The sequence below is a fragment of the Oerskovia enterophila genome, from assembly GCF_044748475.1.
Taxonomy (GTDB): Bacteria; Actinomycetota; Actinomycetes; order Actinomycetales; family Cellulomonadaceae; genus Oerskovia; species Oerskovia enterophila.
Window position 1 is genome coordinate 464,460 of the sequence record NZ_JBIVFZ010000004.1, and the last position, 21,351, is coordinate 485,810.

11 protein-coding genes are annotated in these 21,351 nt (G+C 71.3%); 2 read left to right on the forward strand and 9 right to left on the reverse strand.

Features of this window, described 5'->3' with window-relative positions:
* Positions 1-28 precede the first annotated feature (28 nt).
* Positions 29-880, forward strand: coding sequence for a cohesin domain-containing protein (locus ACIPWA_RS15050; RefSeq protein WP_400291305.1), 852 nt, complete (start codon positions 29-31; stop codon positions 878-880).
* A gap of 129 nt (positions 881-1,009) precedes the next feature.
* Here ACIPWA_RS15050 and ACIPWA_RS15055 read toward each other — a convergent pair whose 3' ends face one another.
* Positions 1,010-1,300, reverse strand: a complete 291-nt coding sequence (locus ACIPWA_RS15055) for a hypothetical protein (RefSeq protein WP_056652996.1) — start codon at positions 1,298-1,300, stop codon at positions 1,010-1,012.
* Between the two features lie 134 nt (positions 1,301-1,434).
* Between ACIPWA_RS15055 and ACIPWA_RS15060 the strand changes: the two genes are divergently transcribed.
* Complete coding sequence (locus ACIPWA_RS15060) at positions 1,435-2,829, forward strand: exonuclease domain-containing protein (protein WP_400291307.1); 1,395 nt, start codon at positions 1,435-1,437, stop codon at positions 2,827-2,829.
* Here the strand turns inward: ACIPWA_RS15060 and ACIPWA_RS15065 are convergent.
* The 8 genes from ACIPWA_RS15065 to ACIPWA_RS15100 all read right to left on the reverse strand — a co-directional run bounded on the left by ACIPWA_RS15065 (position 2,813) and on the right by ACIPWA_RS15100 (position 21,297).
* The gene (locus ACIPWA_RS15065) at positions 2,813-3,484 is read right to left on the reverse strand and encodes a hypothetical protein (protein ID WP_400291309.1); all 672 of its coding nucleotides are present in this window, start codon (positions 3,482-3,484) and stop codon (positions 2,813-2,815) included. The two genes, ACIPWA_RS15060 and ACIPWA_RS15065, sit on opposite strands and share 17 nt — an antisense overlap.
* A 115-nt stretch (positions 3,485-3,599) precedes the next feature.
* Positions 3,600-4,016 carry a type II toxin-antitoxin system VapC family toxin gene (locus tag ACIPWA_RS15070; RefSeq protein ID WP_400291311.1) on the reverse strand — a complete coding sequence of 139 codons (417 nt, stop codon included), beginning with the start codon at positions 4,014-4,016 and terminating at the stop codon, positions 3,600-3,602.
* The gene (locus ACIPWA_RS15075) at positions 4,013-4,243 is read right to left on the reverse strand and encodes a FitA-like ribbon-helix-helix domain-containing protein (RefSeq protein ID WP_056653009.1); all 231 of its coding nucleotides are present in this window, start codon (positions 4,241-4,243) and stop codon (positions 4,013-4,015) included. Before ACIPWA_RS15075 ends, ACIPWA_RS15070 begins: the two co-directional genes overlap by 4 nt.
* A gap of 80 nt (positions 4,244-4,323) precedes the next feature.
* Positions 4,324-5,685: a carbohydrate-binding protein gene (locus ACIPWA_RS15080; protein ID WP_400291313.1), complete on the reverse strand. Its 1,362-nt coding sequence runs from the start codon at positions 5,683-5,685 to the stop codon at positions 4,324-4,326.
* Positions 5,686-5,796: 111 nt separating this feature from the next.
* Positions 5,797-11,244: a DUF4011 domain-containing protein gene (locus ACIPWA_RS15085; protein ID WP_400291315.1), complete on the reverse strand. Its 5,448-nt coding sequence runs from the start codon at positions 11,242-11,244 to the stop codon at positions 5,797-5,799.
* A 952-nt stretch (positions 11,245-12,196) separates the two neighbouring features.
* Complete coding sequence (locus ACIPWA_RS15090) at positions 12,197-14,479, reverse strand: UvrD-helicase domain-containing protein (protein WP_400291317.1); 2,283 nt, start codon at positions 14,477-14,479, stop codon at positions 12,197-12,199.
* Positions 14,479-20,946 (reverse strand): DEAD/DEAH box helicase, encoded by a 6,468-nt coding sequence (locus tag ACIPWA_RS15095; protein ID WP_400291319.1) that lies wholly within the window; start codon positions 20,944-20,946, stop codon positions 14,479-14,481. The genes ACIPWA_RS15090 and ACIPWA_RS15095 overlap by 1 nt, the downstream gene beginning before the upstream one ends.
* Before the next feature lie 120 nt (positions 20,947-21,066).
* The gene (locus ACIPWA_RS15100) at positions 21,067-21,297 is read right to left on the reverse strand and encodes a hypothetical protein (protein WP_400291321.1); all 231 of its coding nucleotides are present in this window, start codon (positions 21,295-21,297) and stop codon (positions 21,067-21,069) included.
* Positions 21,298-21,351 lie beyond the last annotated feature (54 nt).

Here is a 21,351-nt window from a genome sequence, read left to right on the forward strand (position 1 = left end):
TGCTTCACTGTTCGAGAGGACGACCACCATGGACCGAGCCGTTGGATCACGGGCACCGCAGCGGGGCGCCGCAGGACGGCTCGCCGCCCGGCGGCTCGCCGCGCGGCGGGTCGTCGCCGGTGCGGCGACGCTGACGCTCGCGGGGGCGACGCTCCTCGGCGGCGCCGGAGCGGCGAGCGCCGCGACGACCGTCGGCTCGTACACGGTCACGGCCTCGGCCCCCGCGGTCGAGGTCGGTGACACCGTCTCGGTGACCGTGGCCGCCACCGGGGTCAGCGACCTGTTCGCGTACGAGCTCACGGTGGGCTTCGACCCCGAGGTGCTCGAGTACGTCGACGGCAGCGGGACCACCGACATCTCCGGGTTCCACGAGGCGGCGCTCGGTCCCGACGGGTCCTCGGTCGTGCTCACGCAGACCAGGCTCGGCACCTCGCCGGCCGCCGAGGGAGACCTGACGCTCGCGACCCTCGACTTCGTGGCCGTGGGCGCCGGGGACGGTGCCGTGACCGCCGAGCGCGCCACGCTCGTCGACGCCGCGACCCAGGCGACCGAGGTCACGGACCTCGGGACGGCGCCGATCACCGTGACGGCCGTGGCCGTCGAGCCGACCGCCCCTCCCACGGACGACCCGGGGACGGGCGGCCCGGGTACCGACGAGCCGGGTACCGGTGAGCCCACCGACGACGCGACGCTCGTCGACTCGGACGGTGGGTCGGACCCCTGGTCGACGGGAGGCACGAGCTCGGGCTCGCTCGCCTCGACCGGTGCGACCGTCGGGCTCGCCGCCGGTGCGGCGTTCCTCGCACTGCTGGTCGGCGTCGGGCTCGTCCTCGCGGCGCGCCGCCACCGCGCCCGCCAGTCGGAGGGCGGCGCCGCATAGCGCTGCTCCCGCCCCCGGCACAGGGGTAGGAGCGCGGAGCGCGCCCGTGGGGGGCGTGCTCGACGGAGCGACGGGCCGGGCCTCGGAGAACGAGGTCCGGCCCGTCGTGCGTCATGCTGCTCCGGGGCCTCAGTCGCTCGACGGCGGGGCCGTGCGCTCCGGGATGTACACCTCGATCGAGACGTCGCCGGGGTCCGGAGACTCGGACGGTGCCGTCGTGGCCGTGTCGGTCGGTTCGGGCGACGGCCCGTCGGTCGGGTCGACCGGGGGCGGGCTCGTGGGCTCGGTGGACGGGTCGGTCGGTGACGGGTCGGTCGCGGTCGGCGAGGGTGACGCGGGACCCGAGCCCGTGCCTCCCTTGCACCCCGCGAGCAGTCCGACGGACACCAGGACGCTGGCCGTGATGGCAGCAGTACGCACAGCAGATCTCCCCTGAGTTGGTATGCCTGTCCAGGTTAGAAACGATTCGACGGACTCGCGCGTCGAACGCCCTCCACCCACGAAGCCTGTGGACGACTTCGTCGTCTCGCGCCCCACCTGGCACCCTGGTCCCCGTGCCCGGATTCGCCGTGATCGACCTCGAGACCACTGGGTTCTCGCCCCGCCAGCACGACCGCATCGCCGAGGTCGCCGTCGTCCTGACCGACACCGCCGGCCGCGTCCAGGACGAGTGGTGCACGCTCGTCAACCCCGAGCGCGACCTGGGCCCGCAGCACGTGCACGGCATCAGCGCGGCCGACGTGAGTCTCGCGCCCACGTTCGCGGTCGTCGCGCCGCACCTCGCGCGGCTCCTCGAGGGGCGCGTGATCGTCGCCCACAACGCGAGCTTCGACACGCGCTTCCTGCGCGCCGAGTTCGGGCGCGTGGGCCTGCCCGTGGGGATCGACCCGCTCGCGTGCCTGTGCACCATGCGCCTGGCCGGGACGTTCCTGCCGTCCGCGCCGCGCGGTCTCGCGATCTGCTGCGAGCTCGCGGGCGTGGTGCACGACGGCGCCCACTCGGCTCTCGGCGACGCCCGCGCCACCGCGGGGCTCCTCGAGCACTACCTGGGGCTCGACGACGCCGACCCGCTCTGGGCCCAGGCCCACGAGGCGTCGGCCACGCACTCGTGGCCCGGCCTCGCGGTCCCCGACGGCTTCTCCCCCGTGCTGCGCGGCGCGAGCCGCCCCACGGGCCACTGGCTCTCGGGCCTGTCCGACCGCCTCGACCGCGTGCCTTTCCCCGTCGAGGCCGACGACTACCTCGCGCTCCTCGACCTGGCCCTGCTCGACCGGTACGTGTCCTTCACCGAGCGCGGCGCGCTCCTCGCCGCCGCCGAGGAGGCCGGGCTCGGCCGTGCGCAGGTCGAGTCGCTGCATCGCGGGTACCTCGACGCGCTCGCGCGGGTCGCGCTCGAGGACGGCATGCTCTCGGACGCCGAGGTCGCGGACCTCCACGAGGTCGCCGGCCAGCTCGGCATGGACGCCGACGACGTCGCGGCAGCGGTCGAGCGCGCGGCGTCCGGTCCGGTGCTCGCCACCCTGCCCGACGGCGGAGCGCACCTGCGCGCGAAGGCGAGCGGCGCCGTCGGGCCGGGTGGGGATGACGGGGTTGGTGGAGCCGACGCGCTGGGCGGGGCTGACGCGCTGGGTGGGGCTGCCCGGGGTGACACGCTGGGTGGGGGCGTCGCGACCGTGGCCGCGCGGCCGCGGTTCGCGCTGGCTCGGGGCGACGAGATCGTGCTCACCGGGGCCATGACGCGGCCCCGCGAGGAGTGGGAGCGCGAGGCGCGCGCGGCCGGGCTGGCACCCTGGCCGAACGTCACCAAGCGCACGCGCGTCGTGATCGCGGCCGACCCGGACTCGCTGTCCGGGAAGGCCCGGACCGCGCGGCGGTACGGGATCCCCGTGGTGAGCGAGAGCGTGCTCGAGGAGCTGCTGGGGCGGGTCGAGGTCACGAGGGTGCGGTGACGCCGTGCGTCGTCGGGCGGATCCGGACGCGTGGCGCGCCGAACCCCCGGACGATCGCGGCGGTGTGATCCAGGACGGTGAGCGAGCCATCGACCACGCACACGTCACGCCGGCTGTAGTGCCCCCACAGCGGAGTCTGCTCCCGCTCACCGGTCTGTACGTCGACGAGGCGGACCGCGCTCCACTGCCCGTGGTGGACGGACTCGACGACCTCGACGACCCGGCCGCCCTGGACCGTCGCGGCCAGCGCGACCATGCGGGCCCACCGGCGGCGGCACCGTCCGACGAACCACACCGGTCCGGCGATCGGGGCGGCGACCATGGCCCCGAACGCGATCGTCCGCAGGTGCTCCGTGACCCCGGGCGTCTCCATCGTGAACAACAACAGGAGCACGAGGAGGTAGGGAGCGAGCAGCACACCGACGAACGGCAGCAGCAGACAGGGCAGGGTCGGTCGCACCCAGTAGTGCGTGAAGAACCACGGCAGGTAGACCGCGAGCGCCATCGAGTTGACTGCCCCGTGATACGCGAGGTCCGCGTCACCGCGCCCCACACCCACGACCCACGACACCAGGACCGTGCAGGCACCTGCAACGACGAGGGCCACCAGGACCGCGCCCGCGACGCCCCACAGCCATGTGACGCCCTTGCCCATGCTGGCTCCCCCTGCTCGGCCGCATCGCGCCTGGCTGCGCGCTGCATCGACCGGGACCATCGTGGCGCCGTCGAGGGGTGGCGCCAGGGTTGTCCACAGGGGCCGATGGCCCGTCCTAGGCGACGAGCTCGATCGTGCAGCGGGGGCCGGGCGCGCGCGCGAGCCGCGCATCCGTCGTGACGAGGATGGCGTCGAGATGTTCTGCGAGCGCGACGTAGGCGGCGTCGTACGTGCTCAGGTCGGGGCCGAGCTCCCAGGCTCGGGCGGCCAGCACCTCGAAGGGCCAGAGCTCGACGGGCAGGCGGCGCAGAGCGTCGAACGCGATGCGCGCCTCGCCGTCCGACAGCAGTCCTGCTGCGCGGCGACGGCGCAGCACGTTCGCGACCTCGTACGGAAGGAGCGACGGAGCGAACAACGTGGCGCCACGGAGCAGCTGGGCAACCGTATCGCCACGCGTCGACGGGTCGATGAGCAGCACGACGACCGCCGACGCATCCGGGACGACGAGGCCGCCCCGACGGTGGTGACTCACCGGCGGTCGGCGGCGAGGTCCGCGGTCAACGAGTCCATCTCGAGCGCAGGGAAGCCCCGGGCGTTGCGACGGATGTCGACGAGGACGCCCTCGAGCGACGGCTTGGCTGCCAGGTCGTCGAGGGCCTGGGCAAGGTACTCCTGCAGCGATCGCCCTGAGGCGGCCGCACGCGAGGCGAGCTCGTCGCGCACCTCCTGCGGGACGTCGCGGATCGTGATCGAAACCATGCCTGCACTCTACTGCTGATGCTGCTGATCCAGCAGCACGTGGGACGTCCGGGTGAAAACCACCAGATGCTCGAAGCCGATCAGCAGGGTCCGACGACCGCCCACGCTCCCCACTGCGACGTCCCGGGCGTCTCGCCCTGGGTCCACCACCTGGCCGTGTAGGTGCTGCCGGCGTGCGAGACCGTGGCTCCGCCCGTGTAGACGGCGCCCGCGCTCCAGGCCGGAGCGGTGCATGCGGGCGTGGTGGGGCTCGGCGACGGTGAGGGCGTCGGGCTCGGGGTGGGCTCCGGCGTCGGGCTGGGTTCTGGGCTCGGCCCGCCGCCCAGCGGCGAGACGGGGATGCCCGGGTTGACCAGGCCGTCTCCCCCGACGACCGTGTTGTCGCTCGTCACGGTCACCGGACAGGTCGTCGCGTCGTAGACGGTCACCTCGATCGCGTACCGCCCGGGCCCGACGGCGCCGCTCAGGTCCGAGGAGTTGTTCCGGAACGTCGTACCGCAGCCCCAGCCGGGCGACTGCTGGTGCGTCTGGAAGCCGGACCTGGTGGTCCCGATGCCGACGTTGTCCTCGACGACGTAGTCGTTGCCCTTGATGTCGACCCACGAGTCGTCGTAGTTGGCGCCCGTCAGGCCGTCGCCGTAGAAGGTGTTGCCCGCGATGCGACCGCCACGCGTGCCCTCCTTGATGTCGACGTTCTCGCCGCGCACCAGCGGGCCGATGGTGTTGTCGAGGATCTGGACGTGGTCGGACGTGTCGCTGTAGGTGTTGGCCGACCCGACGTAGACGCCCTCGCCCATGCCGCGCCGGTCCTGCCCGGTGTCGAAGATGCGCGAGTTCTTCAGGACGCCGTAGCTGCTCGACGTGCGGAAGTGCACGCCCTCCATGGTGAGGTCGTGGACCGTGACGCCATCGATCGTGACGTGGTCGGACGAGTCGATCATGATGCCCTTCTGGGCGTTCTGGACCGTGATGCCGCGGACCGTCCAGTGGTCGGCGTCAGTGAGCTGGAGGACGTTGCCGCCGCCGCTCGAGGTGCGCAGGACGACGTTCGGAGAGCCTTCGAGGGTGATCGGGGCCGATGCCGTGGCCGGGCGCCCCGTGACCTTGAAGTTGCCCGTGTAGACGCCGTCGGCGAGGTGGATGGTCTGGCCCGGGGCGGCTGCCGCGAGGGCGGACTTGAGCTGGGCCGCGGTCGAGACGGAGACGGTCTCGGCGGCGGCTGCCTGCTGGGGCGTGGCGGTGAGGGCCGCGAGGAGGGCGAGGGTCGCAGCGGTGGCGGCTGCGGCGAGGGGGCGTCTGCGGTGGGCGGCCGCGTTGGTGGTGATGGTGGGCGTGGTGAGCGGAGCGCGGCGGGTCGCGAGCGGAGCGCGGCGGGTCGCGAGCGGAGCGCGGCGGGTCGCGAGCGGAGCGCGGCGTCGTTGCCACGCGGTCGGTGTCGTCATGCGTGGAGGATGCTCGCGCCGCGGGCGGGTGGTCAACGGGTTGCTGCGAAGAGTGTGGGAACTACGTACTCGGGAGGCGCCGGCGCGGACCGCCGGCGCCTCCGTTCGCGGTCAGTCGACCTGGACCAGTCCGTCGCGCTCGACCAGTCGACCCTCCCGAACTGCCGCATCCAGGACGTCCTCGAGTCGAGGGCGAACCTTCGAGGCTAGTCGCCCGACGCCGAACACCCGCGCCGTCTCCCGCAGGGTGTCCTCGTCGCTCAGGCCGTGCGCTTCACGGACGGCTGCCACCATCGCGTTGCGGATCTCCTGAGGTGCGATCTCGTCGAGACCACGCGTGCCCTCGACGTCTGCGCGCCGGAAGCCTGTCCACGAGTCCGGGTCGATCTCCGTCGGCCAGGCGAAGACACCGAGCTTGCTCCGTCGCACCTGCGCCCTCGGGACGAGCCTGGCGATCTCGGCAGCCCTGGAGGCCCGGACGGTCGACAGGTCGAACCGTCGGGCCACGATCCTGACGAGGCGCTCGATCGCGACGGGCCCTTCGACATCGATCACGTCGAGAAGCTGAGCACGCACCACGGCCGCCGCGGCACGGCCAGGGAGGGCATCCAGGACATCACGTTCCCCGACGACGTCGCAGTGGGCCGGGACGAAGACCCGAGTCCCTGCATCGATCGGCTCGCGCCTCGACCCCCCTTCGGGCGCGAGCACCGGGGCAGGCTCGCCGTCGGCGTCGTCGGCCGCACGAGGGATCGAGGGGGCGCTCGCCGAGGAGCTGTCCACGGCGTCTGCAGCGTTGACGCCGACGGTGTCCGCGGACCCCTGGCTCGGGGCGGACCTGACGGGCACCGCTGCCACCTCGTCCACTGCCGCCGTTTCGTCCTGCGCCCCCGGACGGTGCTGCCCGTCCTCGGCGCCTGCCACAGCCGGTCGTTCCGGGGCGAGCTCGTCAGCCGGCTGCGCGTGCTCCACGGCGTCGACCTCGGCAAGGATGCGGTCGACGACCTCTTGTCGGTTCTGCAGCCACATGGGCCACCAGACGCGCGCGACCGCAGGCCAGCCCATGAGGTTCTTCAGCACCTCGACGGGGAGGACGTCGCGGTCGGCGACCGTGGACCGCATGCGCCACGACTCGCCGTCGAGCAGCACCGGGAGGAGCACGCGGTCCGGTCGCTCGGGACGCGCGATCACGAGGTCGAGCCGGAAGTCCGAGAGCCCCACGTCGGTCATGACGTGCAGACCGTGGCTCCTCAGCACCTCCGCGACCTCGTCGCGGTGCCGGTCCCGGACGCTCGCACGTCCGAGGCCTGGTGCGGCGCCACCACCGTGACCGCCCGAGGCCTGGGCGAAGAGCAGGAACCTCTTGAGGTCCTTGACTCCCAGATAGGACGCGCTGTCGGCATCGAGCTCCTCGGGCGCGAAGCTGCAGAACACGATGTTCTTCCGGCGCGCGCGGGTGACCGCGACGTTCAGGCGCCGTTCCCCTCCCGGGTTCGACAACGGCCCGAACGTGAGCGGGATCTTTCCGTTCGCCTGCTTCGAGAAGGCGACCGAGAAGAGGACGACGTCTCGCTCGTCCCCCTGCACGCGTTCGAGCGCCTTGACGAAGAGCACCTCGCTCGCGCCCATCGACGCTTCGTCCATCGCGGCCCTGACGTTCGGGTCACCGGTGGCTCGCAGGAGGTCCTCGACGAGCTGGCTCTGCTGCTCGTTGAAGGTCACGATGCCGATCGTCGGCTTCTTGGGTCCCGCGAGGAGCTCGCGCACCTTGGCCACGATCGCGAGGGCCTCGTCCGCGTTCGTTCCCTTGCCCGCCGTGACTCCCGGAGCAGGTTCCCTGACGTCCGGGCTGTTGGCGCGGATGAACCGCCCTTCCACCCGGACGAGCTCCACGCCGGTCTCGGACGAGAGGAGCGACGGTGTGGGGAAGCTGCTCAGGTCACCCTCGTAGTACGCGCCGTTGGAGAACGCGATCAACGCCTCGTCCTGGCTCCGGTAGTGCCAGGAGAGCTTCAAGGTCGGGACACGCGCCAGCTCGCACTCGCTGAGGATCGACTCCTGGTCCTCGACCGGCTCGTCAGCACCCGGGTCGTCGATCTCGTCCTCAGAGATCGGCTGCGAGCCCACTCTCCGGCTCGGTGGCATCTGCTTGCTGTCCCCGACCACGACGACGGCTCGCGCGCGACCGATCGCACCGACGGCGTCGGGCACGGTGATCTGGGACGCCTCGTCGAAGATCACGAGATCGAACTCCATGACTCCGGGCCCGATCAGGTCGACGGCCGAGGAAGGACTCGCGAGCACGAGCGGTGTGAGCTCCTGGACGGCGGGACCGTAGCGGTGCAGGATCGCGCGCGTACCCAGCCGGTTCCGCGTCTTCTCGAGCTCACGCGCCAACCCGCCGGTCTTGGAACCGGCCCCGTCCCCACCTCGAGCCGCCAGGAGGTGTGCCGGACCCGAGGTCACCCACTGGGTCCGCACCCTTGCCTCGGCGTCGGCGTACGCCACGACCCGGCGGTCGTGCGCCCCGGAGTCGAATCGATCGAGCCCCTCCGCACGGACCCGCTCCGTCTCCGAGACCTGCGCGAGCCCGCGTTCGAACGCGGCTTCAGCGTCTTCTGCCGCGAGGCCACCGTCGAGGAGCTGAGCACGTACCTCCGTCATCCCCGCGTCGTCGAGGGGCCCCAAGGCCTGGACGAGCTCCATCCACCGTTGCAGCGGCAGCAGTCGTTCGAGCTCGGTGTGACGACGCCAGTCCTCCGCGCAACGGTGGATCGCCTGCGACAGGTCGGCACCCCCACGCCAGACCTCGAAGTCCGCGTCGGTCACCCCGAGGACCTGCCAGGCGCGCGACCATGCCTCGGCGTAGGCGACGAGCGCCTGCCTGTAGCCGGCGAGCACCCCGCCGGCGGCGAGGGTGCGGACGTACGCCCCCCACGGCGTATCGGCACGCAGCGGCGAGGTCGCAGACACCAGCTCGTCCAGCCGGCGACGCACGCCGTGCAGGAAGCCGTCGGCAAAGGGGTTGACCCATCCGCCGGGCGAGAGGCCCGGGGTCCGGGTCAGCAGTTCCACGATCCAGAGCGTCGTGTCCTGGACCTTCAGGAGGTCCTGCAGCACGGGCCCGGTCGTCGGCGCATCGAGCACAGCGCCTGCGGGAGCGAAGGGACGCAGAGGCTCGAGTGCTGCGGCCTGCCGCTTGCTGCGTCCGAGAACCCCCGACGCCGTGGCTCCTTCGAGCGCTGACAGCACTGCCCGGAGATCGAGCGCGAGCACGTCGGCCTGGAAGCCGTGCAGGTGCACCGCCCACGAGGCGACGGTGTTCTCACAGCCCACCACGGCCAGCTCTGCGGTCTCCGGCCATGACGGCTCGAGCAAGGCGACGAGCTCACGGTCGCGAGGCAGGCGGGGATCGGTCGCAGCGGCGAGCGTCGCAAGCTGCGTGGGGTGCGTCACCGCGTCGAGAACGTCGCGCAGCGCACCGGGTACGGTCCTGCTCCACGCGGCCCCTTCGAGGACGTCGCGTACCGCCGTCGTGAGCGTGATGACGTCACGCGATCCTTCGGGGGCTCGGCCGACGAGCCGCCAGGGGTGCCCCGGGCGTACTCCGGCGGCCGTCGCGAGCCGGGGAAGGTCGTCGAACACGCCGCGGAGGCGCGCCGCGAGCTCGGGTCGGTGGGCGACGATCTCGAGGGGGATCCCCATCGTCGGTCCGGAGCCCAGCACGAGCAGCTCGTCGTGGGCACTGTAGGCAGACAGCCCGACGGCGTTCTTGCTGTGCAGCTTGCGCGGGTACTCGCCGAGCTCGTGCCGCGAGCTCTTGAGCCGTCGCCGAGCGTCCAGCATCGCGGCCTGGTCGGGTGAGACGCGCGTCCCGAGCGACCGCTTGAGCTGCGCGCGCACCTCGGCAGCACTCGACCCTTCGTGGTGCAGGTTCAGTGCGAAGGGGGTCAGGCCGACGGCGTCGAGCCGCCGCTGCACCACCGAGAGCGCCGTGCCCTTCTCGGCCACGAACAGGACACGCTGGCCGGCCAGCAGGCACTCCGCGACCATGTTGGTGATGGTCTGCGACTTTCCCGTCCCGGGTGGGCCCTGGAGGACGAAGGTGCGCCCTTGCCGAGCCCACAGGACGGCCCTCTTCTGCGTCGCGTCGGCCGGGACAGGGGTCTCGAGAGTCTCCAGGTCACGCTCGACCTCCTCCTGGCGGGCATCGCCGCTCCCGATGGCCGGGTCGACGAATCGCTCGACCGGCGTGTGGACCAGGTGCTTGACCAGCGGACGCTCGAGGAACTCGTCCCCGTGCCGGTGCAGGTCCTGCCACATACGGAACGACGTCAGGTCGAGCAGCGCGAGTCGTGCCTCCGCGACGACCGCGAACGGCAGCCCTCGCTGGGCGACGGCGGCCCGCACCTCGGACAGCACGGCGTCGACGTCGATCCCCGCCTTGTCGGTGGACGGTTCGGCGAGGCCGGGGATCGAGAGCTCGTGCTCGCGGCGGAGCCACTCGAGGAGTGCGGCGTTCGGTGTCGTGCGTGCAGCGGTGTCGATCGTCAGCGCGAACTTTCCCTTGCCGCTCCGAGCGACGATCTTGACGGGGACGAGGATGAGCGGGGCCTCGGCCATCTGCCCCGCCTTGTGCGACCACTTGAGAAGTCCCAGACACAGGAACAGCGGGTTCATACCGCGTTCGTCGTGCGCTTCCTTGGCCCGCCGTGCCATGAGTCGGAGCTCCGACGTGAGCTTCGCCCTGGAGACGCGCCCGGGCGACGACGTGGCCGTACTGTTCCTCTCGACGAAGAGCTTCCCCTCGCGAAGGAAGGCCGACTGCTCGGCCACCCCGAGGTCTCCGGCCCGCTCGATGCCCTGCGCACGGTAGATCTCCGGGAGATCGTCCCCGTGCAGCAGGGAGAACTCGGCGTCCTGGTTCAGCCGGTCCTCGAGCTCACCCAGCGCCCCGTCCTGGACGAGGACCGGCTGCACCGAGGGACCGTTGCGCAAGTTGAGCAGCGCGTTCGTGGCGTTGAGGCTGAAGAGCGACGCCTTCCACGTCCGGTAGCGCGGCGGATGGTCGTCGACCATGCGTCGCCCGACGACCGTGTCCGGCTCGTCGACGAGAACCGGTGGTATGAACTGAGGCGGCTCGACGGCCGGAGACACCACGACTTCGGTCACGCCGTCGGCTCGTTGGGTGACGGCCGGGAGCGGCGCCACGCCCGCACGCCGAGCGGCGACGACGTCGATCACCGTGACCTTGCCGGTCAGCAGGTTACGTCGCAGCTTCTCGTGGGCCAGCGCCTGGGCTTTGCTCGAGGACGTGTTCGAGCCGACGGTCAGGGTGGTCGTCTCGATGAGGCCCAAGAATCTACCCTCGACCAACGTCGCGATGGTCGGGCCGTCGAACACGACGGGCACGCCGGGGTACCACTCAGGCCGTGGGCCGGACTGCGGATAAGGATCCCGCCGCCAGTATCCGACGAAGATGTGTCCCGGGACGAGGACGAGCACAGGAAAGAGGCCGACCTGCTCAATCACGGCGGCCATCAGCACAGTGGTGTCCATGCAGGTCCCCAACCCGCCACGCGCGACGTCGCCGTGGTCACGGATGCGCTGCCCCTCGCACCCGTAGTCCCAGCCTGGAGGCGGCTCCGAGTACGAGATCTTCCGTGCTACCAGAGCTCGGTAGATTGCGTCCACCGAGCTGTCGACGCGCCGTTCCGCTTCGGCGACGTCGGGAATCTGGAAGGCGCAGAAGCTCGAATCTCCCGTCGCCGTCTCCAGCTGATCGGCCGCCTCCCGAGCCACCAGAGCGACCTCGCGATGGTTGGGCCGGACAAACGTGGCCAGCAAGGATCTTGAGAGCTCTCTGGTGCCAGATACCTGTGCCGCCCCGGTAGCGCCACCCCTCCGTGGGTCCCCGACCCACAGCCACAGGTCCCGAGGCTGGATCTCCACGGACCGCCGGACACGCGCCAGGACCGTCCCACCGCCGTCCGAGACGGTCACGACGCACTCGGCGGCGCGACGCTCTTCGACCTGAGCCATGGATGTCGCCGAGAGCGGCACGTGGACGTTGCCGACACGGAGGATCCTGGGGTCGATCGGCCCCTCGTGAACCACGGTGCTCCCGTAGCGGACGTCACCGTCCGAGACCGTGACCTCGATCAGGGCGTGGGGCACAGGTGCTGAGACCGCCACGACGACGTTCGAGACCTGAGGAATCCGGGCGTTCGACGAGGCCCAGGACCACTCGTCGCTGATCGTCGCGGCCACCTGGACCGAGCCGCTCTGGGGGACGGTGTCCGGCTGGGTCAAGCCGGGGATCTGCAACTCGGTCACTGGGGTCCAGCCTGTCTCGCGCAAGAGGGAGATTCCGGTGTCTTACCGGAGATCGGGGTGACTGTAGCGCGAGATCAGGCACCGAAACGGAGCCAGCGGCCGGTTCGCCCCAGCCCCGCGGGTGAACTTTGTCAGCCCGTACGGCGCAACGCCCGCACGCCCACGACGACGTCCCTCACGCCACCTCCGGCAGCAGCTCGCTCGGCTCGCCTTTCCACATCACGACAAGCTCGTCGCGCGCACGTGTCGCGGCCACGTAGAGCAGGGAGCGCTCGCGGAGCGTCGCGTCGTCGCGGTCGGCCTCGGGCAGGTGTGACAACCGCTGCAGCCCGGGCACAGTGTCGAGCCCGAACAGCAGGACGCGCTTGAACTCCATGCCCTTGGACCGGTGCATCGTCATGATGACGGGCCTGCCCTTGTCGACCGTCGCGTCGCCGGACACGAAACGCGCCTCGACGCCGTTGTCGGCCAGGCCGCTCTGAAGCTTCCCTGCGACTGCCTGGGTGTACACCAGCAGTCCGATCGTCTCGGGTGCGTCACCGGAGTCGATCCACGCGCGGACGATGCGCGCCGCCTCGCGGTACTCCTCGGCGAGCGAGGTGCACGCGACGAGCTCCGGGGTGGGGCCGGTACGGGCGGAGCGGTACCCGTCTGACGACGCGGCCTCGCCGTCCAGGTCGACGATCCTCTGCTCGTCGAGGATCCCGGTCGCGTAGTGCAGGTTCTGCGCCGTGGTCCGGTAGTTCAGGGTCAGCCGTCGCGAGCGACCACGGATGTTGATGCCGTACTTCGAGAGGACGATCTTCTGCCCATAGATGCGCTGCTGGGAGTCCTCCGCGAGGAAGAGGTCGTCCTTTCCGGCCTCGACGAGCGAGCGTAGGAACTGCAGCCGGCTCGGTGAGAGGTCCTGCCCCTCGTCGACGAGGACATGGTCGGCGGGGCGTACACCGCCGGCGTCCACGGTCGCATCGAGGTACGTCGCGGCGATGAGGGCCTTCTCGTCCCAGTCGGTCGAACCGGCGGCCGCCGCCGCAGCGCGGTATGCCTCGACGACGTCCCAGATCGCGTTGCGCCGGGCCCGGTCGAGCGCGACCCCTCGCCCGGGGCGCCGGACCTTGAGGTAGGACTCTCGGGTCAGGACGCGGTTGGGCAGGACGACGGTCGTGTACTCGGCTTCCAGGAAGGCCTCGCTGCGCAGCTCGGACGGCAGCTTCGATCCTGCGCTGTCGATCGCGGCGCCCCACGACGCGTGCGCCGTGAAGTCGAGGACGTGGTGCGGGCGGGGACCCAGTACGTCGGCAACGGGCCCGGGCGCTCCGGAGGCGTTGCCTCCCAGCTTTCTGTCGGCGTCTCTCAGGATGCGGTAGGCGATCGCGTCGACGCTCGCGATGTAGATCCCGGGGCTACCGAGCTTGTCGACGATCGGCAGCCGTGGGTCGAGCAGGCGGAGGTTCTCGGCGAGAGACGCGGCCAACGTCTTGTTGTAAGTGGTCAGCACGATCCGCGCCGCGGGGTCGGTCCGCGCGAGGTGCTTGGCGCGGTGCAGCAGGACGACCGTCTTACCGGTCCCGGCGCCTCCGGAGAGGCGGAAGGACCCGTTCCTCGGGCGGACGGCGTAGTCACGCTGCTCGGGGTGCAGGAAGACGCGCCACTTGCCGAAGTCGTCGTCCTCGATGGCCTGGCGCAGCTCTTCGTCGTCCTCGATGAACGCGAACTGGAGGCCCGCTGCCGGGTGCTGGAGCGCGACGAGCAGGTCGTCGTCGGTCTCCTCGCCGGCAGGCGCCGCGGGCGGGACGACGGTCGTCCCGTCCGGGCGCGCGACGCCGATCCCGTAGCTGGCCTTGACGGCGTCCAGCTTCTTGCCGGTCGCGAGGTCCAGGACCGCTTCGCCCTGCCAGGCGACGCTCGACGTCCCGGCGACGTTGAGCAGCGTGCTCTCGTCGGCGATCGTGAGCGCGCGCTCGGCGAACGCCCGCTCGATCCCGAGCTCGAGAAGGTCCTCGAGCGCGATGCCCTGCGTCTCGAGCAGGGGGTAGACCGTCGTGTCGACGTCCTCAGGAAGCGGCTTGGGCTTCTCGGTCACTCCGACGGGCGCGGAGGCCGCGCCGCCGTCCGCGGACGCCGCGTCGGCCGCGACCAGCTCCGCGATCCCGTTGCGCGGGTTGATGACCAGCTGGACGGTCTTGGCGAAGGTGATGGCGTCGTCGTGCGGGTAGGCGCCCAGGTAGACGTAGTGCGCGTCGGACGCCTGGCCCTGGATCTTGACGAGTACCGCACGCCAGAAGTCGTTGATGCGGCCCGTGCGGACGCGGGGGTCGACGGTCCCTTCGATGGGCTCGATGTGCAGGCCGGGGGTCGCGTCGCTCTCGCCGAGCTTCTCGAGGAAGGCGAACGCAGCCTTCTTGACGCTCCCGTCGAGCTTTCCGGTCTGCTGGGGGCCGAAGATGATCTGGGGCATCAGGCGCGCCTCTCTGCGGTGAGTGCTGCACGGAGCACATCGATGTCGGGTTCCACGAGTTGCCAGCCGTGAGCGAGCAGGTCGTCGCGGTCCTCCTCGGTGAGCTCCTCGTGGAGGATCGTGACGCGGCGATCCTCCCACGCGAGCGACAGCGTGATGCCGTCGCCCAGCTCGGCGCCGAGGCTCGGCGCGGCCAGGCCGCGCTCGGCCAGGTCGGCGAGCGCCACCACGAGGACCTTCTCGACGCCCAACGCCTCCTCGTAGACGTGCTGCCAGTCCCCTTCGGGCAGGTCACCCTCGGCTCCGTCAACCGGTACGTCAGCGCCCGACGGCGAAGCGACCGCGGGCACGGGGGCGTCGCCCACGAGGAGCGAGCGCGTGGTGACGACGGTGGGCGAGACGCGGAGGTTCAGCAGGTTGGAGAGCCGGAGCCACTCACGCCAGGCGTCTCGGTGCTGCTCACCCAGGGAGCCGTCGGCGTCGTCGAGCACGAGGGCGACCTCGGTCGTGAGGCTCTTCTCGTCGAGGAGGCGGATGCCGAGGACGAGCGTGCCGTAGTGCCAGAACCAGGTCCTGGTGTCACCGGCAGGTGGAGCCTCGCCGTCGAGCACCGCGAGGGCGAGACCGGCGAGCGGGACCCCGGAAGGCGCCAGGTAGCCCTTGGACTTCCCCAGCGCGAGCAGCGGGAGCCATCGGGCCAGCGCTTCTCTGGCCTCGGGGAGCGGGGACTGGACCCAGCCGAGCAGGAGCTCGAGCGGGTTGCGCTGGACGAGGTCCATCGTCGACGGCGTGATGGCGCCGTGCGACTGCGCGAGTACTTCGGCCGGGCTGCCCGGCACGAGCCACGGCACGGCGACGGGCAGGTCGCTGGGCTTCTCGGCACCGTCCAGGTCGGCCCAGGTCAGCGCGACGACCAGGTATCCGGCGTCGCGCAGGTCGCGCCGCTTGGCGGCGTCGTCGGCGACGCGGTCGTGGGTGGGCGACGCGTGGTACCGCCACCCGTCGGTGAAGATCGCGACCCGGGGGATACCCGGCCGCCCGGCGGTGAGGACGAAGTCCGGCTTGGCGCCGAGGACGAACTGCTGCGGGTCCAGTCGCCACTGCGCACCGCCACCGAGCGTGATGCGCCACGAGCTGCCGACGCTCGTGGGCACCTCCTTGACCGTCGCGCCCATCCCTTCGAGACGGGTGCGCAGCACCTGGCGGAACTTCTGCTCGAGCTGGGACTCGGGGTCGGGGGACGGGGGCTCGTCGGCCGTGACCGTCCAGGCCATCTCCTCGGGGACGGTCGGCTCGTCCTCGCCGGGCTCGGTCCTCGCGCCGGACCGCAGGATCTCGCCGAGGTACCGCTGGCCTGTGGCGCGCGAGGTCTGGCTCACGAGGTGGGCGGGCGCGAACGGCAACAGGCAGCGGTCGCACGCGAGCTTGCCGTCGACCTGGCAGGGGCAGTCGCGCAGGACCTCCCACGCCCGCCGGAGCATGGCCCAGACGGCCTTCTCGTCGGCGAGCTCGGCGAGGTACCCGGTCCCGCCGGGGACCTTGTCGTGCAGGAGCAGGGCGCTGGGGTTCTGGCCGTCGTCGTGGCGCGTGGGGTCGACGATCGAGGTGATCTCGATGTGGTCGGGCGAGCCGCCGAGCCGCTCCCGGAGGGCGAGCAGCACAGCGGCGGACAACGACGGCAGGGAGAAGCCGTCGCCGACGGTCACGGCCGTCGGCAGGCGCATGACGAGACCTTCGGTGCGCAGGCTGCGGGCGAGCGCGATGCTCGCCGTCTTCTCTGTCGTCGCCTTGCGCTGCGGGCACCAGGGCCGGTGCTCGGCCGAGCTGTTGGCTCCGGTCGAGGTGTCGAGCTTGCCGCAGCTCGTGCACACCCTGAACAGCGGGGCGTCGACGATGCTGCCCGCGATCTCGTGCGTGGTCCCCCGCCCGGCACTCCTGCCGAGGTTGAGCCAGCGGATCGACAGGTCGCGCAGGTGCTTGGCGCCGAACCCGTAGCCGTCGACATACCACTGGCGCGTGACGTGCGAGGGATCGACGTCCGCGAGCGTGAGGACGGTGAACCCCTCGCGCACACGCTCGTCGCGACGGTCGTCGATCGCTGCTTCCTCGCGCCGGACGGCTGCAGAGACAGACCGCAGCTCGACGACCTGGAGCCTCTGGTCGACGTCGGCGATCGCCTGGTCGTCGCACCGTGGGCAGGCGGGCACCGAGGCGGTCGTCCCGGTCTCCCCCACGTCCAGGACGTATCCGCACGCAGGGCAGCACGCCCAGGTGCGGACGGCGGCGTTGTCCCGGCCGAGCTCGATCGCGTCGATCTCGATCGCGTAGCCGCTCGCGTAGAACGTCGCCCCCGGAGCGAAGTCCTTCAGGGCCTGCGCGGAGCCTCGTTCGAGGACGAGAGGCTCGTACTGGTACGTCTGGGTGTCGGGATCCATCCAGCTGACAGCGACCTCGAGGGACACCGAGTCGTCGAGCAGCGTGTAGTTGGGGAAGAGCCCGAACTCTTCGAGCACGCTCACCCAGTACTCACTGCGCAGGCTCGCGAACTGGTCGCGCGTGAGTCGCAGCGCGGCGTGAGCGGTGCGTCGGTCGACCTTGTCGCTGTCAGTGGCCGCGGGCGACTCCGCACGCTGGTCGAGCTCGACGAGGCTCTTCTGGATCTCCTGCTCGCGGAACTGCAGTGCTTCGACGCGCGTGGTCCAGGCGTGGGACGCGGCGTGGCAGCGCACTCCCAGGCCGCTCGTCCCCGGGACGTCTCCGTCCCGCACGGCCCACGCCCGCAGGCGTGCCACGACGTCGGGGTTCAGGTTGTCGAAGCCGGCGAGGAAGCGATCGAGGTAGGCGGTCGCGTGCACCTCTGCCTCGTCGACCAGGGTCCCGAGGTAGGTCCCCTCCCCGGTCGAGCCGAGCGCGTCCTTCGCGGTCTTGGGGTGCGGGGCGTCCTTGCGGCGGGCGAGCGCGTCGGCCACCGAGGCGAGGTACTGGCGTTGCAGGATCTCCTCGGCGTCGAGGTAGGTCGCCGGCGGGCGCACCTCGCCGTTGATGACCGTGAGCGGCTCGGCGAACCGCGGGAGCTGGTCGCCGCGGCCCGTGACGAACGCGAGCGCGAGCGCGTTCCCGGTCAGTCGGCCCGCACGGCCGATGCGCTGGAGGTACGAGGCGACGCTCCGCGGGAGCGAGGCGAGCATCACGGTCGACAGGTCGCCGATGTCGATGCCCATCTCGAGGGTCGGCGTGGCGACCAGGACGTTGGGGGCGTTGGGCGCCGGGGTGGTCGACTTGAACTGGTTCTCGTACTCGAGGCGCACCTTGTCGTCGAGGAGGCTGGTGTGCTCTCGGGCGACCACGCGGCGCACGTCGTGGGACGCGTACATGTCGCGGTAGAAGTTGTCGCGGACCTGGTAACGGCGCTGCTTGCCGGAGCACCGGGCGACGAGGCAGCCGGCGTCGTCGAGCTGGTTGACGACGCGCTCGGTGCCGTGCGTGACCGTGCGGCACACGGTGCACTCGAGCGCGAGACGCCCGGCTTCGAGGTCGTCGAGCCGGGCGGCCTGCACGACGACGTCGCGCGGCTGGAGGTGGAAGGTCTGGGCTCCTGAGGTCGAGGTCTGGGCGCCGACCACACCACGGCGTTCGAGGTGCTGGAAGAGGAGCCGGGCGAGCACAGCGCCGTCCGTCTTGGGCACGCCCAGGCACTTCGCGGTCCATCCGGCGTACCAGCCCTGGGCAGCCCCGACGGGCTCGAGGTCCGAGTCCTTGACGGCCCCCGACCCACCGATGCGGGGGAACGCGGGGGCACTGTTGCCGCGCCCGAATCCGGGCATTCCCTCGTGGCGCGGGCGTCCGCCCGTGATCCACCAGCGGTTGCCGTCCTCCCGGCGGAAGCGGTCGAACCACTCGTGCTGGATGGCGCCTCGCGTGCGCAGGCGTTCGACGACGCCTCGCACCCAGGCGACGAGGTCGCGGTGGTCGGGGGTGAAGGTGTCGAGCGATCCCTGGACGGTGGCGTCGGCCAGGGCGCCTTGCGCGCTGGCCGCCATGACGGCCTCGTCGACCTGGACCTCGGCGACGACGCTGCCCGTGGCCTCGAGCGTGCGCCCGACGGCGGAACGCAGCCCGAGCTCGAGCAGCACGTCGAGCAGGAGTCGCGTCGTGACGCGCTTGCGCGCCTTGTCCGACGGCGAGGGCATGGTCTCTGCCTGCCAGAACGGCGCGAACTTGTCGCGTTCGGCGTAGGCGGGGGGCAGGAGGCGGTAGCGCGCGTTCTTGTCGTCACCTGCGAGGTCGATGACGGCACGGGTGAGAGCTTCGAGGTCGGTCGGCTCGTCACCGATGGCCTGGCGCAGGACGGCGCGCAGGGTGAGGCTGTGCGACCGCGCCTGGACGAACCCGGCGCGGTGCGCAGCGTCCTGGACGCTGTCGGTGAAGACGAGGGCCTTCTTCTCGGCGGTGTCGAGCCCCGAGGTCCCGAACAGTCCGGACAGCGTCACGGACAGGAGCGTCGCGATTGCGGACCCGAGGAAGCGGATGCCGTCCTTCTGGGCGCACGACGGGCACGTGTCGTCGACCGATGCCTCGCCCGCGCCCTCGCCGTGGTGGGTCAGGACGGGCAGCACGGTGTCGTCACCGAGGTCGGCTTCCTCGGGCCGGGTCGCGACGAGGCGACGCTCGGAGACGACGAACCACCACAGGCCGTCGACCTTCTCGCCCGCCCGGGCCTTCTCGTCCTCCGCGGTGGCGTGCACGAGCGGACGGAAGCGGTCGTCGCGCCGCGCGTGACGCTGACGGATCGTCACGTCGGTCGGATCGAGGTCCGTACCGGTCGGGGCCAGCACGACGCCCCATCCGGACCTGCCGCAGTGCCGGCAGTAGATCGCGGGAAACACCTGGCCCGCTGTGCTGGTGGCCCCCGGTTCGCCGGCGTCGACGAGCATCCCGTCGTCGCTCCACGAGAGTCGTGCGGTGTCGGTCGCGGCCCGGTCGACGCGTGTGAGCTCGCGGACCCACAGGTGCACGTCGACCGAGAGCCCGCGGCGGTCGATGCTCTGGACCGCACGGAGGTGGCTGAGGGCGCCCAGGACGGCGGTCAGCACGAGGACAGGGTCGCCTGTCGTGTGCCAGGGGTCGCGGACCTCGGGCAGGACCGCAGGGACCAGGTCGGTCAGATCGATGGCGTCGCCGGTCTCCCGGACGAGGCGCTGGACGAGCGGGTGCGCCTTGGCGAGGGCCAGGAGCAGCTCGTCGTCGGCGTCGTCGAGGGCGGGACGCGCCCACCCGTGCCCGACGGCGAGCCCCCCGTCCCCTGCATCCTCCGGCACGACCCGGTACAGGTGGGAGAAGACCCCGCGGGTCGCCGCGTCCGGCGCTCGTTCTCCGCCGTCCTCCAACGCTGTGGTGAGGTCGGCGAGGGCCTGGGCGTCGAGGTCGAGCGGCGCCCAGCCGCGGCGACCGACCACGTCCGCGGCGTCGCCGACCCACTCCTCGAGGCTCAGGCGCGACTCGGTGACGACCGCCTCGTCGGGGAAGTTCTCGCCGAAGACCGTGCGGGCGAACGTCAGCATCGCGCTGGCGTCTCCCTTGTCGCCCAGGGTCGCTGACGTCGCGACGGGGGTGATGCGTCCCAGCGGCCGCTGCCAGTCCTCGGGGGTGAGGCGGGCATCGTCCTCGGTCCAGTGGCTCTTGAGCGTCAGCCCGAGGCGGCGCAGGAGCATCGAGACGTCGGTGCCCTGCGCACCGTCGTAGGTGTGGAACTCGTCGAGCACGAGGTACTGGAGGCTGTGCGCGCTCTGCGCCCAGATGTTCGCGTCGGGTTCGCGGAGCAACATCTGGTCGAGCATCTTGTAGTTGGTGAGCAGGATGTCGGGCGCGGTGTCCCGGATGACGTCGCGGCTCGTGATCAGGCTGTCGGGCATGACCTTGGAACGCTGCGGCCCGTCCTGGCCCGTGAACAGGGCGGCGGTGATCCCACCGAGGTCCGGGTTGCCCGTGATCATCCTGGCGAGACGCTGGGCCTGGTCGTTCGCGAGGGCGTTCATCGGGTAGAGGACGATCGCCTTGGTCCCTGCCACCCCGGCGCGCTGCGCTCGCAGGACGTGGTCGAGGATCGGGTAGAGGAATGCCTCGGTCTTTCCCGAACCCGTCCCGGTCGTCACGAGCGTCGGCAGCGGCCGAGAACGCTGCGCGTCCAGCCCCGCGCTGCTCAGCCGGGCGAAGGCCGCCGCCTGGTGACCGTAGGGCTGGAACCCGCCGTCCCAGTCGAGCGTGTCCCGCCACCCGTCCTGGGCGGGGCGGAACGGCAGGCGCAGGCGCACGTACGGGCCACGGAACAAGCCGTGATCAGGGGACTGGAGGAACTCCTCGAGCGCCGCCTGCATGTCGTTGTCAGCAAGCGCGAACGTCGTCTTGAGGTACTCGAGCAGGCTCGCGCGCAGGGACTCGGCCTGGGAAACGGGAAGGAGCTCGCTCACGCCTGCAACCTACCGGGGATCTGTGACATCTGTCCCGGTTGCTCGCGGCTCCGCCACCTCTGAACCCGCTTCATCCCACTGGGCCCCTTAGCCTGTGACCGCACTGGACACACGCACCTCTCACGCAAAGGCCGTGGCAGGACCGGAAGGGATGCCACCAGAGCGCCGCCAGGCGCGCTTCGTCGCAATTCCCAGTCGGACCGCCGACCCAGCAGCCACTCGGACGTCGTGAGCGAACTCCTTGACGGCGCCAGCGACCTCCGGATCCTTGCGCACGCGGTCGCAGCGGTCGATCCCGTCAACGATTGCGGCCACAGTGCGGACGGCTACGTTGATGTCGATGTGAGCCATGAAGTCCTCCTTGACGAGCCCGCCTGTCGGACCCATTCACAGAACTTAGCGCAA